Raw genomic sequence first — 13,762 nt, 5'->3', positions numbered from 1 at the left:
ACCCCGTTCTCGTCTGCGCGGTACTGTTCATCGGGCTCCCGTGGGTGATCCTGCACTACATCACCAAGTGGAAGCAGGCGCCGCGGATCACCGAAGAAGACGAGAAGCTGCTCGACGAGATGCAGATGCTCGCCCGCCGCCTCGAAGACCGCGTGATGACCGTCGAACGGATTATCGCCGCCGACAATCCGGACTGGAAGCCGGGCCTAGGCACCACGCAATCGCCATATCTGTCGGACCAGCAATCCGACCGCACTTCTGATCGGAGGAACTGAAATGTCCGGCAGGCGCACCCAGTTTTACCTCGATAAGCAGAATGCCAAGTGGAAGGGCGTCTGCGCCGGGATCTCCGATTATACCGGGATCGACGTGCTCTTCGTCCGCGTCGCGATGGTCGTGCTCACGCTCGCCGGCGGCTTTCCCTGGACGCTGCTCGCCTATTGGCTGGTCGCCTGGATGGGGCACGCCAAGCCAATCGGGCTGTACGAGACGCCCGACGACGCGAAGTTCTGGCAGGGTGTCCGCTCGAACCCGAAGCGCTCGACCGCCGAGGTCCGGAGCAAGTTCCGCGACATCGACCGCCGCCTCGCCGACATCGAGACGCATTACACCAGCCGCAATAGCACCAGCCTTGCGGCAGAGATCGACAGCCTGCGCTGAGACGCGGCATCTATTGGGAGACCGACGATGGACTGGGGTAAACCTTTATTTGTCATCGCGATCATCGCGATCTCGACGGCGGGGTGGGTGATCAACAACTGGATCCGTGCACGACACGGTTACGCACCGAGCGACGATTGGGGCAGAACGATGAAGCGCGAGCCCAATGCCGAGCGGCAGGTCGAACTGCTCAGCAGCGAGAATGAGCGACTGACCGGGCAGGTTTCCGTCTCGAGGAACGGATCGCGGTCCTCGAACGCATCGCTACCGATCCCGCCGAGCGTACCGCGCGCGAAATCGAAGCGCTTCGCCACCGCTAAGCCCACGACGTTGGAGAGTATCGATGAATCCTTTTCCATGGTCGTCTGCATCGTCCTGATCGTGATGGTCGCCAGGGTCCTGACTGCTCGTTACTGCGCGATGGAAAACATCCCGCAGAGCCCGGTCGACAGCATCGACGCCCTGCGATTGCGCGATGAAGTGCAGCAGATGAAGGAGCGCATCCAGGTGCTGGAGCGCGTGATCACCGACAACCACAAGAGCGTCGATCTCGACCGAGAGATCGAGCGGCTCCGCGACCGCTAACAGGAGGCGGACATGATCGAACCCAACGTCTATATCATCCTGGCGCTGGCGAGCCTTGCGGGGCTGGCGATGATCGTCGCCGGCGGGCTGGCGGGATGGCGCGGCTGGCTCTCGCTGCGGCGGATGGAGCTGGGCCAGATGCACGACGGCGGCATGCCGGTCGCGGTATCGACAGGATCGCGGATCGAGATCGCCGACCTGAAGGAGCGCATCAAGAAGCTCGAGGCGATCGCCGCCGGGGTGGATCTTTAAAACATCCCGCGCCGCCCCCGGCATCCCCCGACCGTCACCCGTCACCCCAGCGAAAGCTGGGGTCTCCCCGTTATGATGAGACCCCAGCTTTCGCTGGGGTGACGGAAATGGGCTTAGGGCGGCGCGATTGGGCTTCGGGTAACGTAGGTGGCTCAGGTCCACGAGTATGACCGGACGGACTGTTGCGAGTGGCCCCTCACCGGCGTAATCGACCACCCCATGGCCACCCTCACCGACATCCGCGAGGAATATGACTTCCTCGAACCCGACGATCGCTACCGCCTGCTGATCGATCTCGGCAAAGACCTCGAACCGATGCCGGATGCGCTGAAAACCGATGCGACGCTGGTGCGCGGATGTTCGGCGTCGGTGTGGGTGTATCCGACCACCACCGACGATGGCCGGCTGCATTTCCTGGCGGACTCGAACGCCGCGATCACCAAGGGGATCATCGCGCTGGTTTTGCTGACGGTGCAGGATCAGGCGCCCGGCGAAATCGTCGCGACCGATATCAAGGCGGAACTAGCGCCGTTCGATCTGAGCAAGCAGTTGAGTTCGAACCGGACGCAGGGAATTCCGAACATGATCGCGCTGATCCGGGAAACGGCCGAGCGCTACGCGGGGTAAAACTTCGATCCTCCCCCGCCAGGGAGGTGGCGCCGAAGGCGACGGAGGGGGAGGACACGGAGCAGCGGTTGCACTCTCCTCCCCCTCCGTCTGGCAAGCCCCAGCCACCTCCCCCTTACGGGGGAGGATCGCTCAGGCAGAGTCGGGTCCGGTAAGCGTCTGCACAACCTCGCCGACATCCGCCCCCGCCGGCACCAGCATCCACCGGTCGGGCCGCGCGCCATCCACCATCACCACCGCGTTCTTCGGACACACCCCGAGGCACTTCACCTCGACGACCCCGCGATCAGCCTTGCGACCTTTCTTCACGCCGAGCGCCTGACGCAACAGCTTGACCAGCGGCGTACGCCCCTTCTCGCCAAACCCGCCACCAAGCTTCTTCGAACACTTCCCGCAGACTAGAACGCTTCCCTGCCAGCGGCTGGCAAGAACGCGGATCACGCCGGCTTCCACGTCCGCTGATCCTCGGCCGCCTTCAGCACCTCATATGCCGCCTGCACGCCCTGGAAGCGTTTGGCCGCGTCCTTATCGCCGGGACGCACATCCGGATGGTTCGCCTTCGCCATCCGCCGCCACGCCGCGCGGACATCCTCGAACGTCGCGTCGGGTTCCAGGTCCAGCACTTCCAACGCGCGCATCTCGTCGCGCGACCGGCTGCCGTCGCCAGACCCGGCCCAGGCGTAATGCTTAGGATCGGTATACCCGTCAGCGGTCCGCGTTTCGGCAGCCTCGCGCTCGGCGGCCTCTTCCGCGCTCAATCCTTCGAAGTAATTCCAGCCGCGATTATATTCGCCGGCATGGTGCATGCAGAAATACCAGCGGTCCGGACTGTTCGGCGATTTCGGCGCCGGACAATTGCCCGGCTCGTTGCAGCCATGCCGATCGCACAGCCGAACGGTCACCGCTTCGGAGCTCGCGCCATACTCGCGCCAGCGCGGAAATCCCCAATCGGACGAACGTGTCGTGCTTCTCGCCATAGCGGCCCGAGATAGGCGTCCCCGCCGACAACGCAACCGCGCACCGAGTATTAGCTGGTCGACACCGAAATCGACCCGTTCGGCACCAATCGTCCGCGCCGCGACATTCCACCTTGAGTCAGTCACCGTTCATCGCTTACTGAACATGAACTATTTGTCATGTGGCATGGATAGACGCGTCCGGGTCGGACGTATTCCCAGCCGACACCTTAGCGACAGGAGCATCGGTGCCGACTCTTATTCCAAAGCTCACCACATGGCGCGCGGATCTTCCCGCCTCCATCGTCGTCGCGCTCGTCGCGCTACCCCTTTGTCTCGGCGTCGCGCTTGCGTCGGGTGCGCCTCTGTTCGCCGGCATCATCTCCGGGATCGTCGGCGGCATCGCCGTCGGCTTGTTCTCCAAGTCGCCATTGTCGGTCAGCGGTCCCGCCGCCGGCCTGACGGTGATCGTGTTGACCGCGATCGAAAGCATGCCGAGCTACCAGATGTTCCTGATGGCCGTCGTGCTCGCCGGGGTGCTCCAGATCTGCTTCTCGCTGACCCGCGCCGGCATCCTCAGCGAGTTCGTACCGTCCTCGGTGATCACCGGGATGCTCGCCGCGATCGGCCTGATCCTGATCCTTGAGCAGATCCCGCACGCGGTCGGTTTCGACCGTGAAGCCGTGGGCATCTTCGAATTCAGCACCGCGAACGGCGTCAACACCTTCTCGCGGATCGTCGAGAGCCTCTCGGCCAGCGTGACGCCCGGGGCCATCCTGATCGCCGGCCTCAGCCTCGCCTTCCTGTTCTGGTGGGATGGCGCCAAGCCCAAGGACGGCCCGCTTCGCTTCGTCCCCGGCCCGCTGGTCGTCGTGCTGATCGGCATCTTCGGCAACATGCTGTTGGGCGTCGTCAAGCCCGACTGGCAGCTGCAGGCCACCCACCTCGTCCAGGTCCCGATCACGCAGACGCTGTCGCAATTCCCGTCGCTGTTCACCTTTCCCGATTTCTCCGGGGTCACGATGGGCATCGTCTGGAGCAGCGCGGTCACGCTCGCGATCGTCGCCAGCCTCGAATCCTTGCTGAGCGTCAAGGCGGTCGACGAGATCGATCCGCGCCGCCGCTCGACCGACAAGAACTGGGAACTGATGGCACAGGGCGGCGGCAACATCCTGTCTGGGCTGATCGGCGGCCTGCCCGTCACCTCGGTGATCGTGCGCTCGTCCGCCAACGTTGACGCGAAGGCCGAGAGCAAGCTGTCGACAATGCTCCACGGCTTCTGGCTCCTGGTCAGCGTCGCGCTGATCCCGACAGTGCTCAACATGATCCCGCTCTCGGCGCTCGCCGCGGTGCTGATCGCAACCGGCTACAAGCTGACCAAACCCAAGCTGTATACCGAGCGCTTCAAGCAGGGCTGGACGCAGTTCATCCCGTTCGTCGTCACCGTGGTCGCCATCCTGTTCACCGACCTTCTCGAAGGCATCGTCATCGGTCTCGCCGTCGGCTTCGTGTTCGTCGTCGCGCGCAACTTTCGCACTGCGATCACCTTCGCCTGCGACGATGAGGACTGCCTCGTCCGTGCCCGCCGCAACCTGTATTTCATCCATAAATACGAGTTGCAGAAGTCGCTCGATCGCGTGCCGGACAACGCGAACCTGCTGATCGATCTCTCGTCGACCAGCTATGTCGATCTCGACAACGTCGACATCATCAACGCGTTCATCAAGGGCGCGCAATACCGCGGCATCACCGTACTGATCCGCGGCGATCTCGCGCTTCGTACGGTGAAGCTGATCAACGCCCCCCAGACCGAGGTCCGTTTCGCATGAGGCAATACAAGCAGCTGCTGCTCGCCAATAAGGCGTGGTCGGCCGAGATCATCGAGGAAAGCGCCGACTTCTTCCAGCGCCAGCTCGTCGGGCAGAACCCGGAGTTCCTGTGGATCGGCTGTTCGGACAGCCGCGTCAGTCCGGAACAGATGACGATGACGCCGCCGGGCAACATGTTCATCCACCGCAACATCGCCAATCTCGTCAACGACGACGACATGAACCTGATGTCGGTGCTGCAATACGCGGTCGACGTGCTGGGCGTGCGCCACATCATCATCTGCGGCCATTATGCGTGCGGCGGGATCCGCGCGACGCTCGACGGCGGCACGAGCGGCGCCGTGGACGACTGGCTCTCGACCGCGCGCGGCGTCCTGCACGACCATGCGGACGAGATCGATGCGCAGCCCGACCGCGAACAGAAGGTCAACCGGCTGGTCGAGGTCAACGTCCGCGACCAACTCATCCGTCTCGCGCGCACCGCGACGATCCAGGGCGCCTTCGCCCGCGGGCAGGAAGTGCTGCTGCACGGCTGGGTCTACGACATCCGCGACGGCCTGATCAAACCGATGATGGAAATCGATTCGAAGACGGTTCTCGAAGAGGTCGGCCGGCCGGACAAGGTGCTGGTGTAAGCCGAGAGGGTTGCACTACCCCAATCCTCCCCCGCCAGGGGAGGTGGCTGGCACTCGCCAGACGGAGGGGAGGATACGAGCCAGAGGTTTTCGCTTATCTCCCCTCCGTCAGTCTGACGCCTGCCCCCCGCCAGGGGAAGGACAAATCAGAACCTCACCCCGGCAGCTTGAACCGCACGCTCTGCGACAGGCCGCCGCAGCCGACGCCGCCATCGGGCCGGAACGTCTTGGTGTACCGTGCGCCCGCGATCGTCTGCACGCCGGCCTTGGTGAACACGAACGGGGGTAGCTCAGCACGGCGCGCTGGTTGAGAACCTTGCCGTCGGCGCCAACGTCGAACTGCGTCTTGGTCCACCCTTCGAAACCCCACGCCTGCGCCTCGTTCGGAAAGACGCCGCCAGCCGAAAGGAATCGTGGCGGCGCGTCGAGGATCGCACACTGGCTTGCCGCCAGCCCGGACCGGTCGAACGTCGCGCGCGCCATGGCCGTATCGCCTGCCTGTTGCTGGAGCGAGGCCAAACGGATCAGCGCCCCGACGCGCATGGGATCGTTCGCAGCCAGTCCCTTGTCGTCCGCAACCTGCTGCAACAGCACAGCACGGCGGTTTCGCGCATTGGTCCGCTCGGCGATCAACAACAGGATCGCCGACCGTGCCTTGGGATCGTTCGCATAGACCGGCATCGACAGCAGCGGCGTGACGGCGCGGGTGAACGCCCCGTCCTTCCAGCTGTCCGCACTGGCCGTCACGCGCACGCTGATATCGAGCGGCAGCCTTGCCGATGCGGGCGCCCCTGGGCTTCGGCGATCGCGAGCGCGCGCCTTGCGAACACGTTGGATTCCTCGCGGCCGACGACCGCATTATTGACCAACTGGTACAGCGGCGGCAGCGTCGCGAGCGAATTAGGTCCGGACTTCGCCTCCGCGGCAGCGAGCGCCGCACGTTGGCGGACGACCGCGACGGCATCCGCCCCACGTTCCTCGGCCGGTAGCGAAAGCCCTTCGATTCGAGCCACGTCGCCATGTCGGAATCGAGGAACTTGCCGATCGACGGTCGCTCGAACAAGGTCGAGCACCGCATCTCGATCCGGACATTGCGTCGGAAGAATGCCGGTAACGCCTTTGCCTGTTCCGGCGTCCAGGACCAGTCGCGCACCGCCCGTGCGAACTCCAGCGCGACCGCACCGCCGCCCGCGGCATAGATCGGCGAAACATCTCTCACCACACCGTCGTCGCCGATCGTGAACTCGACCACCGCCATGTCGGCGGGGCGCAAATCGGCCTCGCCGCCACACGGCGGTACGTCCATCTGCACGGCTGGGTCGAACTCGCCCTTGGTGAGCCGCCCCGCCCCGGTCATCGCCATATACCGCCGCGCGTCGTCGGGCTTGCCGGCTAGCAGCGAGGCGATCGCCGCGTCGGAGCGCGCGGATACGTCGTTCGAATCGGTCTGGGACGTCAGCCCGCCGAGTTGCTTGACCGCGTCGATCGCATAGGCCCGCGCAGGCTCGTATGCGCCGCGATTGAGCGACAGGATTGCATGGCGACGTGCGATCATGGCCTTCACCCTGGCATCCGCCGGAGCGGTCTTCACCAGGGCATCGACACGGGCCAGCGCCGCCTCTGCGGCGGCGGGATCGGTAAACGTCCTCGTCTCCGCCAGCGCCAGCAACGATGCGGCCTTCAGCGACGGCGTGCCGCCCGCCGCCTCCGCGCTCGCATAGGCGTCGCTCGCGCCCGCATAGTCGAGCGCGTTCTGGGCGATGATCCCAAGGTCGTAAAGGCTCGCCAACGATCCTCGGCGAGCGTCGGGTCGGTCGCGGGCAACAATGCCAGCCCCGCCCGCGCCGCGGTCACCGCATCGTCGGATCGATCGAGCTTGAATAGCGCCGCGCTCTTGCGGATCAGCGCGATGCCGCGGCTGCGCGAGCCCGGCTTGGTACGTGCCTCGAGCTTTTCCCACGCCGCCAACGCCGCGGGCCTGTCACCCTTCACATCGAGTGCGGCGGCGGCATCGAAATCCTGCTGCACCGTCGTCGTGGGAGCCTGCGCCGTGACCGGAACGGCCACCTGCACCGTCGCGACGGCGACCGCCATCATGCCCGCGCCGATCAACCCGGCCCTGTCGATACGCATCACTTCCCCCGACGCAATTTCGTCGCAGTCTGCAATGGTTCGGGGAAGGATGCCAGAGGGTCTGTAAGCCGGGTTCTGTCCATTTCCGACCCTTCGGTCGAAAGTTAGGCGACCATTCCTCTAGGACGACGGTTGCCCGCCGCCTCAAGCAATCAACCCGGGTGACGAGCTGAAACGAAGCCCATGTGCCACCCCTATTCGATCTTGCTCCCGGTGGGGTTTGCCGTGCCGCCCCTGTTACCAGGCGCGCGGTGCGCTCTTACCGCACCCTTTCACTCTGACCGCCCCGACTTGCGCCGAGGGTTGGCCGTCTGCTCTCTGTGGCACTTTCCCTGAGGTCACCCTCGCCGGGCGTTACCCGGCACCGTCGTTTCGCGGAGCCCGGACTTTCCTCGCGTGTCGTAAAGACACCCGCGGCCGCCCGACCCTCTGGCGAGGCGAGCCCTAGCGCGGGTGGGTCGGATGCACCACCGTTTTCGTGGCCAAAATGCTCGCGCGTAAGTGCGACGGTCTTCCCTCCCTGGAAGGGAGGGGACGAGGTGGGTCGGCCAGCTTTGGTCGCGACCGTCTCGCGATACGGAACCAAACCCACCCCCAGCCCCTCCCTTCCAGGGACGAGGGGAAGACCTCAGTCGTCGCCCATCGGCTTCGGCAGCAGCAACGCCAGCAGGATACACCGGCACTCCGCATCGACCTCGCCGTCGACCAGTTCCGGTCGGAACCGCCGCTGGAACGCCATCGTCGCGGCCATCCGGTTCTCCACGTCATACCCGAAGCGTTCGAGCGCGAGGCAGAATCCACCCTCGGTCCAGCCCGGATCCATCAGATTCTTGGTCGGCCGCGGCAACGCCAGCCGGCGCCGCGCCAGTTCGTGCCACGGGAACAGCTCGCCGGGATCACGTTTGCGGGTCGGGGCGATGTCCGAATGTCCAACGATATTCCCGCGCGTGATCTCGTGCCGATCCTTGATCTCCGCGACCAGGGCCACGACCGACGCGATCTGCTCGGGCGGGAAAGGACGATAGCCGAACTCATGCCCCGGATTGACGATCTCGATGCCGACACTCGCCGAATTGACGTCCTCGATCCCGCGCCAGTGCGACCGGCCCGCGTGCCAGGCGCGCTTATCCTCTGCGACCATCCGCAGGACCGTGCCGTCCTCCTCGACCAGGTAATGCGACGACACTTTCGCCTCGGGATCGCGCAACCGTGCGATCGCCGACGCGCCGTCCTGCATGCCGGTATAATGCAACACGATCATCGTAATGGGCAGCGTGCGGTCGTCGAAATTGGGCGACGGTGTCTCGATGAACTTCAAGCCAGCTTCCCTTCGAGCCGCCGGGCTTGCTCCGACGGCGCAGTCCCGATCATGGCGCCCGATCGTGGCGCCCGATCATGACGATTGCGACGCCGCATTGTGACGCCACCGCCCGACCGCATCAATAGCCAACGCGCGGTGCGCGAAACAGCCGAGCGCGGAACGCACCTACGCTCTTTCCGCCTACCCCTCTTGCCGTCGGGCGACATCCGCGCGAAAGCCGCTCCCGAAAAAGGGAGTTGCCATGTCCGTGATGTCCGACCGCTGGATCCGCGAGCGCGCGCTGGGCGATGCGATGATCGAACCGTTCCACGAAGCGCAGCGCCGCGATGGCTGCATCTCGTACGGGCTGTCGTCCTATGGCTATGACGCGCGCGTCGCCGACGAGTTCAAGATCTTCACCAACGTCGACAGCGCGATCGTCGACCCGAAGGACTTCGCGGCCAACAGCTTCGTCGATCGCAAGACCGACGTCTGCATCATCCCGCCGAACAGCTTCGCGCTCGCCCGCACCGTCGAGTATTTCCGCGTACCGCGCGACGTGCTGGTTATCTGCCTCGGCAAGTCGACCTATGCGCGCTGCGGGATCATCGTCAACGTGACCCCGCTCGAGCCCGAATGGGAAGGCCATGTGACGTTGGAATTCTCCAACACCACGCCGCTCCCGGCCAAGATCTACGCCAACGAAGGCGCGTGCCAATTCCTATTCCTCAAGGGGAACGAGCCGTGCGAAGTGAGCTACGCCGACCGCGCGGGCAAATATATGGGGCAGCGCGGGGTGACGTTGCCGCGCTTGTAAGGTCGGGGACTGCGTGAGAGGCTTGTCTGTCGTCCGGCTCGGTTCGTCGTTTGGCTTGAACGCGGTAGATTATCGCGTTTGCTCGGGCGGAAGCTAAGATTGCAGGCCGGTCGACTTGAACGCAGCGTTCGACGCCCAGTCTCGCTCCTCGACCAGAACGCCGAAGCTACGTGTCAGCCCGCGGTTATCACCAACGAGTTGTAGCTGGCATTCCGCCACCGAAGTATCGGGCGATGACGCAAAGATTCTGCTGACAGATCCGTTTACCGCTCCTCCGGCGCGTCGCGAAGAGGGGTACGTCCGTGGGCGGCAGCCCCACTAGCCGTTCTCCGCCTGGTAAACGCGGAGAGTCCGACTTTTTCCGCGCGCCCATTTCTGGGATCCGTCCAAACCCGCCATCCCCGGCGAGGTCGGGCTCAATTGGAACGGTCGCAATAACGGAGCGGAACGCTCAGCTTACAAGTTTTGCCCACCGGCCTTCGTAGACTGAACGCTGCAAAATATGATGCCCCGAAGCGAGCTACGCCTAGGAACGCAGGCCGCGGAACCAGAAGCCCCCCAGTTGAGGCGAACGCTCCTCGACCCGCACGCCGTCATTCGGCCCGGCGAGCGCCTCCAGCCTCCAGGCCACCCACTCTTCGTGCCCTCGCGGAGGCAGGACCTAAATTAGGGCCCCGCCTTCGCGAGAGGACAGGTCGGACGCTCCCGAGCATCGTCGAGATCAGCGAGTCGCGATCTGCTGCGTCTGACGGGCCAGCGCGCGGCTCGCGAGATCGTGCGACGAAACCACCGCACCCGACGGCAGGTCCATCGCGACCGCGGGCCGCTGCAGAACCGCAGAATACAGCGCCCGGGCTTCCGAGTCGCGGCCGGTCCGGCGGTATACCGACGCCAGGTTGAGCATCAGTTCGGGACGCTGCGGGAAAATCTTCCGCTCGGCGACGATGCGCTGTTCCGCCGTCGATAGGTCGCCCGCCGCGATGGCCGTGTAGCCGGTGCGATCCTGGTAAGCGGATGGGGCCGCCAGCGCCGGCGTTGCCGCGCCAAGGGTTGCGAGAACGAACAGGACGGACTTGCGCATCTCTCATCTCCGCTGACCTTCGCCGATCGGAAGGTTTCATTTTTGTGACAACGGTATGTCACTTCGATGACTGTCGATACAAGTACATTGATCAAGTTTCGCTGCCGGCCACCACGCGCGGCCCCAAGCCGTCGAACACAAGAAAAAAGGGCGGCCCCGGAGGACCGCCCTTTGGACGTTCGATACTGTACGCAGGCGACTTAGAAGTCGTTGCGATACTGCTCGTTGCCGATGAAGCCGAGCTTCGTGATCGCAGACCGCTTGATGACGGCCAGCGTACGATCGACCACTTCGTACCGCGCCTGCGGATCAGGCTGGAAGTGGAGTTCGGGCTCGGGCGTCATCCCGGCGGACTGATCCAGATACTGGCGCAGCGTGACTTCGTCGACCGGCGCACCGTTCCACGCGATAACACCGGCGGCATCGATCGAGATCTTGTTCTTCTCGGGATTGACCGGGTTCTGCGGCTGGTTCGGGCTATTGACCGGAAGATCGACCTTCACCGCGTGCGTCTGGATGGGGATCGTGATGATGAACATGATGAGGAGAACGAGCAGGACGTCGATCAACGGCGTCATGTTCATTTCCATCATCGGCGAGCCATCTTCTTTGCCGCCGCTCATTGCCATTCTATGCTACTCCTAAATACGTCCGAGCGACCGTCAGCGTTCGGCATCAGCGTTCGGTGGTGCCGCCCGGGGCGGTTCGGAGATGAAGCCGACGCGGGCGAACCCGGCCTGCTGCATCGTGTAGATCGTGGCGCCGATGCAGCGATACGGTGCGTCCACGTCGCCGCGGATATGCGCCTCGGGAAGTTCGAGACCGGCAGCATTGGCACCGCCCTGACGTGCGATCTCTGCCTTCAGCTTGTCGACGCCGCGTTGCAGCAGCTCTTCATGAGTAACCTGCGAAAGGCCCCAATATACCTGGCACTGTCCGTTGGCCGAAGTCACCGACAGCGAGACATTCTCTGGCTTGGTCATCGTCGGATCGAAGCGAACCTCCGGGAGCTTCAGCTGCACCGCCTGGACCGCGACAGTCGTCGTCACCAGGAAGATGATCAGGAGCACGAGCATGACGTCGACCAGCGGCGTCGTATTGATGTCCGATATCGAACTCTCGGTGGAATCGCCACCAACACTCATCGCCATGTGCGAACTATCCTATCCATGTAATCGCCACCGGAACTGCCGGCGGCAATGAAGCGGGGCCGCTGCGAACAGCAGCCCCCTTTTCGCGTCTTAGTTGGCGCGCGGCACGCCACCGGTCTGGCCGGCGGTCGTGGTGGTCGTAACAGGCTTGGCCGCAACCGGCTTGGCAGCCGTTGCGATCGACGGACGCACGGCGCCGTTCGAAGCAAGGAAGCCCAGCACGTCGTTCGAGAAGGCCGACAGGTCCTCTGCGATCGACTTGTTGCGGCGCTGCAGCCAGTTGTACGACAGCACGGCGGGAACTGCGACGACCAGACCCAGCGCGGTCATGATCAGTGCTTCACCGACCGGCCCTGCGACCTTGTCGATCGATGCCTGACCCGATGCACCGATCTTCACGAGTGCGCGATAGATGCCGATAACCGTACCGAACAGACCGATGAACGGCGAGACCGAACCGACCGTCGCGAGGAAGGCGAGACCGCCACCAAGCTTCGAGTTGATCGCAGCTTCCGAACGCGCGAGCGAACCGTGCAGCCAGTCATGGGCCTCGACCGGATCGGTCAGCTTCGAATGCTGTTCCTGAGCGGCCAGACCGTCGTCGACGATCTGCTTGTAGGCCGAGTTCTTCTCGAGCTTGGCCGAACCTTCGCGAAGGCTGTTCGACGACCAGAAGGCCTGACGGACGCGCTTGCCCTGACCGATGATCTTCTGCTGCTCGAACAGCTTCGAGAACAGGATGTAGAACGACACGACCGACATCAGCACGAGGATGCCGAACACGGTCTGCGAGATCAGGCCGCCTTCGCGAAGTGCGGCCTGGAGGCCGTACGGGTTGGCGTCGGCAGCGGCGGTCCCGGCCGCCGCAAGAATGGTGGTGATCATGATCGGTTAGTCCTCTGACTATATAGGTCTATATCTGAAACGAAAGCTGCGGCGGTTATGGCACCAAATTACTGGGGCGGGATCTTCCACGTCACGCGACGCGAAGAGCTCGACCGGATCGGGTTGCCCGCCGTGTCCACTGCCGGCGAATACCGACCACGCCGTGTGATCGCGGCGCAAGCGGCCCGATCCAGCGCAGACGATCCGCTCGACGACGTGACGCGGCAATTCTCGACGCGACCCTGGGTGTTGATGTCCCAAGCGATCCCGACCGTGCCTTCTTCCTCGGCGCGGAGCGAGCTCGGCGGATAGTCGTCCGTCGACACCCACTGTGCGGGATCACCCTTTGCACCGGCCGCCTTGCTGACGACTGGTGGTGCCGGTGCTGCTGGCGGAGCCGGCGGCGCGGGAGGCGCAGGCGGAGCCGTCGGCTGGAACCGAGGGATGATCGTCGACGTGGTGATCGCAGGCGCAGGCTGCGGGGTCACGACCACTGGCGGCGGCGTCACGACCGTGGTCGGTGGCGGCGGCAGGTTTGGCTGGTCAGGTGGCGGCGGCGGGGGCTCGTCGGGCGGAGGCGGCGGCGGCGGCGGCTCCACGTCGAACGTCGTCATCTTTTCTTGGGCCTTTTTCACGTACTGGTACGCGAGGCCCGTGACGAAAGCGTAGCCCAAGGCCGCATGAATCAGCGCGACGATCACGATCGCGACGATTTTGCCTCCGGACATCTTCTGGTCAGTATAGGCCATTCAGAAACGACACTCCCTTAATCTGCCTGCTCCGTACGCACATGTCCGTACTCGGTACGCGACACATGCGTCTGCCGTTGGCCGGAATAACCACGGGGCATT

Annotated in this window: 17 protein-coding genes, 1 other RNA gene and 2 pseudogenes; 9 read left to right on the top strand and 11 right to left on the bottom strand. The window is 64.3% G+C overall.

Translation table 11 applies throughout. From position 1 onward, the window contains the following. Positions 1–2 precede the first annotated feature (2 nt). The 6 genes and pseudogenes from pspB to AC0IX7_RS04845 form a co-directional block, all read left to right on the top strand. Positions 3–275, top strand: a pseudogene (gene pspB / locus AC0IX7_RS04870) (envelope stress response membrane protein PspB); the annotation flags it as partial. A 1-nt stretch (position 276) separates the two neighbouring features. Continuing rightward, the gene (gene pspC, locus AC0IX7_RS04865) at positions 277–660 is read left to right on the top strand and encodes an envelope stress response membrane protein PspC (protein WP_471810736.1); all 384 of its coding nucleotides are present in this window, start codon (positions 277–279) and stop codon (positions 658–660) included. A 27-nt stretch (positions 661–687) separates the two neighbouring features. After that, positions 688–980: pseudogene (locus tag AC0IX7_RS04860) on the top strand (hypothetical protein). Positions 981–1,017: 37 nt separating this feature from the next. Next, positions 1,018–1,245 (top strand): hypothetical protein, encoded by a 228-nt coding sequence (locus AC0IX7_RS04855; protein ID WP_471810735.1) that lies wholly within the window; start codon positions 1,018–1,020, stop codon positions 1,243–1,245. Between the two features lie 12 nt (positions 1,246–1,257). Then, the gene (locus AC0IX7_RS04850) at positions 1,258–1,497 is read left to right on the top strand and encodes a hypothetical protein (protein WP_187502368.1); all 240 of its coding nucleotides are present in this window, start codon (positions 1,258–1,260) and stop codon (positions 1,495–1,497) included. 219 nt (positions 1,498–1,716) lie between these two features. After that, positions 1,717–2,124, top strand: coding sequence for a SufE family protein (locus AC0IX7_RS04845; protein WP_471810734.1), 408 nt, complete (start codon positions 1,717–1,719; stop codon positions 2,122–2,124). Between the two features lie 132 nt (positions 2,125–2,256). On the opposite strand, the gene AC0IX7_RS04840 is transcribed toward AC0IX7_RS04845, so the two are convergent. Together AC0IX7_RS04840 and AC0IX7_RS04835 are read right to left on the bottom strand one after the other, a co-directional pair. Next, positions 2,257–2,562: a (2Fe-2S) ferredoxin domain-containing protein gene (locus AC0IX7_RS04840; RefSeq protein ID WP_471813744.1), complete on the bottom strand. Its 306-nt coding sequence runs from the start codon at positions 2,560–2,562 to the stop codon at positions 2,257–2,259. After that, the gene (locus AC0IX7_RS04835; protein ID WP_187502371.1) at positions 2,562–3,101 is read right to left on the bottom strand and encodes a J domain-containing protein; all 540 of its coding nucleotides are present in this window, start codon (positions 3,099–3,101) and stop codon (positions 2,562–2,564) included. The genes AC0IX7_RS04840 and AC0IX7_RS04835 overlap by 1 nt, the downstream gene beginning before the upstream one ends. A gap of 227 nt (positions 3,102–3,328) precedes the next feature. Between AC0IX7_RS04835 and AC0IX7_RS04830 the strand changes: the two genes are divergently transcribed. Both AC0IX7_RS04830 and AC0IX7_RS04825 read left to right on the top strand, forming a co-directional pair. After that, positions 3,329–4,909 carry a SulP family inorganic anion transporter gene (locus tag AC0IX7_RS04830; RefSeq protein WP_471810733.1) on the top strand — a complete coding sequence of 527 codons (1,581 nt, stop codon included), beginning with the start codon at positions 3,329–3,331 and terminating at the stop codon, positions 4,907–4,909. Next, on the top strand, positions 4,906–5,544 hold the full coding sequence (locus AC0IX7_RS04825; RefSeq protein WP_187502373.1) for a carbonic anhydrase: 639 nt from the start codon (positions 4,906–4,908) through the stop codon (positions 5,542–5,544). Before AC0IX7_RS04830 ends, AC0IX7_RS04825 begins: the two co-directional genes overlap by 4 nt. Positions 5,545–5,698: 154 nt before the next feature. On the opposite strand, the gene AC0IX7_RS04820 is transcribed toward AC0IX7_RS04825, so the two are convergent. From AC0IX7_RS04820 to AC0IX7_RS04805, 4 genes are all read right to left on the bottom strand, one after another. Continuing rightward, the gene (locus tag AC0IX7_RS04820; RefSeq protein WP_471810732.1) at positions 5,699–7,333 is read right to left on the bottom strand and encodes a hypothetical protein; all 1,635 of its coding nucleotides are present in this window, start codon (positions 7,331–7,333) and stop codon (positions 5,699–5,701) included. Continuing rightward, on the bottom strand, positions 7,225–7,677 hold the full coding sequence (locus AC0IX7_RS04815) for a hypothetical protein (RefSeq protein WP_471810731.1): 453 nt from the start codon (positions 7,675–7,677) through the stop codon (positions 7,225–7,227). The genes AC0IX7_RS04820 and AC0IX7_RS04815 overlap by 109 nt, the downstream gene beginning before the upstream one ends. A gap of 48 nt (positions 7,678–7,725) precedes the next feature. After that, positions 7,726–8,110, bottom strand: an RNA gene (gene rnpB / locus AC0IX7_RS04810) — RNase P RNA component class A. Between the two features lie 195 nt (positions 8,111–8,305). After that, positions 8,306–8,995, bottom strand: a complete 690-nt coding sequence (locus AC0IX7_RS04805; protein WP_471810730.1) for an N-acetylmuramoyl-L-alanine amidase — start codon at positions 8,993–8,995, stop codon at positions 8,306–8,308. A gap of 244 nt (positions 8,996–9,239) precedes the next feature. Between AC0IX7_RS04805 and dcd the strand changes: the two genes are divergently transcribed. Then, positions 9,240–9,794 carry a dCTP deaminase gene (dcd, locus tag AC0IX7_RS04800; RefSeq protein ID WP_055878967.1) on the top strand — a complete coding sequence of 185 codons (555 nt, stop codon included), beginning with the start codon at positions 9,240–9,242 and terminating at the stop codon, positions 9,792–9,794. A 721-nt stretch (positions 9,795–10,515) separates the two neighbouring features. Here dcd and AC0IX7_RS04795 read toward each other — a convergent pair. The 5 genes from AC0IX7_RS04795 to AC0IX7_RS04775 form a co-directional block, all read right to left on the bottom strand. Then, positions 10,516–10,875, bottom strand: a complete 360-nt coding sequence (locus AC0IX7_RS04795) for a tetratricopeptide repeat protein (protein WP_471810729.1) — start codon at positions 10,873–10,875, stop codon at positions 10,516–10,518. Between the two features lie 200 nt (positions 10,876–11,075). Beyond that, positions 11,076–11,504 (bottom strand): ExbD/TolR family protein, encoded by a 429-nt coding sequence (locus AC0IX7_RS04790; RefSeq protein ID WP_187502377.1) that lies wholly within the window; start codon positions 11,502–11,504, stop codon positions 11,076–11,078. A 33-nt stretch (positions 11,505–11,537) separates the two neighbouring features. Next, positions 11,538–12,026 (bottom strand): ExbD/TolR family protein, encoded by a 489-nt coding sequence (locus AC0IX7_RS04785; protein WP_471810728.1) that lies wholly within the window; start codon positions 12,024–12,026, stop codon positions 11,538–11,540. 90 nt (positions 12,027–12,116) lie between these two features. Next, positions 12,117–12,911, bottom strand: coding sequence for a MotA/TolQ/ExbB proton channel family protein (locus tag AC0IX7_RS04780; RefSeq protein ID WP_187502379.1), 795 nt, complete (start codon positions 12,909–12,911; stop codon positions 12,117–12,119). 68 nt (positions 12,912–12,979) lie between these two features. Continuing rightward, the gene (locus AC0IX7_RS04775) at positions 12,980–13,639 is read right to left on the bottom strand and encodes an energy transducer TonB (protein WP_471810727.1); all 660 of its coding nucleotides are present in this window, start codon (positions 13,637–13,639) and stop codon (positions 12,980–12,982) included. Between the last annotated feature and the right edge of the window lie 123 nt (positions 13,640–13,762).

The organism is Sphingomonas sp. AC411 (assembly GCF_979253035.1).
This window is presented reverse-complemented; position numbering and strand designations above follow the sequence as displayed.